The sequence below is a fragment of the Streptomyces murinus genome (assembly GCF_002154555.1).
Lineage (GTDB): Bacteria > Actinomycetota > Actinomycetes > Streptomycetales > Streptomycetaceae > Streptomyces > Streptomyces murinus.
In genome coordinates this window covers 1,497-2,392 of the sequence record NZ_MUNF01000831.1, presented here as the reverse complement: position 1 = coordinate 2,392, position 896 = coordinate 1,497, and the positions used below count along the sequence as shown (strand labels likewise).

The window sequence follows — 896 nt, the reverse complement described above, 5'->3', positions numbered from 1 at the left end:
GGCCGCCGGCGGCCACCGGTTCCAGGGATCCCCTGGCGGGCGCGGCGGACTGGGCGATGAACGCGCCGACCAGGACGACGACTCCGCCGAGGACCTGCGGAGCGGACAGGTGCTCACCGAGCAGCACCCAGGCCAGCACCGTCGCGATCACCGCCTCCAGACAGGCCACGACCCCGGCGACCTGCGGGGACAGCCGTCGTACCGACAGCACACCGGTGACGTAGGCGACCACCGTGGCGATGAGCACGATCCAGACGAGGAGGGCGAGGGCGGGTACGGCGGTGCCGTTCATCCGCGCCGAGCCGGTGAGCGCGGCCCAGTGGATCTCCCAGGGCCGGGCGACGGCGGTGAGCACGAGGGCGCCCACGATCAGGCCGTAGGCGATGACGCCCAGCGGGTCCGGCGCCTGGGTGCCCGCGTCGCTGCCCTGGTCGGACAGGATGAAGTAGCCGACCTGGCAGCAGGCGGCGGCGAGCGCGAACGCCAGGCCCAGCGCGTCGAAGCTCAGTCCCGACCAGACCTCCACCACACAGGCCAGCCCGCCGGCCGCGAGGACGACGCCGAGCGCAGCGGCACGGGTGACGGGGCGCCGCTGCACGAACCGCACCCAGCCGAGCACCAGGGCGGGCGCCAGGTACTCGACGAGCAGCGCCACGCCCACGGGTATGCGGGAGAGGGCGGCGAAGTAGCAGGCCTGGACACCGGCGACGGCGAACAGTCCGAACCCGAGGAGCAGCGCGGGACGGCGGCGGGGCAGGGCGCGATGGCGCCAGGCGAGCGGCAGCATGACCAGGGCGGCGCCGGTCACCCTCAGCCACACCACGTGCAGCGGGTCGAGGCCCGATTCGATCAGCGGTTTGGCGGCAACCCCGGACCCGCCGAAGGCCAGCGCGGAG

General features: G+C 74.3%; 1 protein-coding gene. It reads right to left on the bottom strand.

The genetic code is table 11. The features are described 5' to 3' along the window. Window positions 1–896, bottom strand: an 896-nt coding sequence (locus tag CCN72_RS35580; RefSeq protein ID WP_086812509.1) for an EamA family transporter, incomplete at both ends; no start/stop codon positions are given.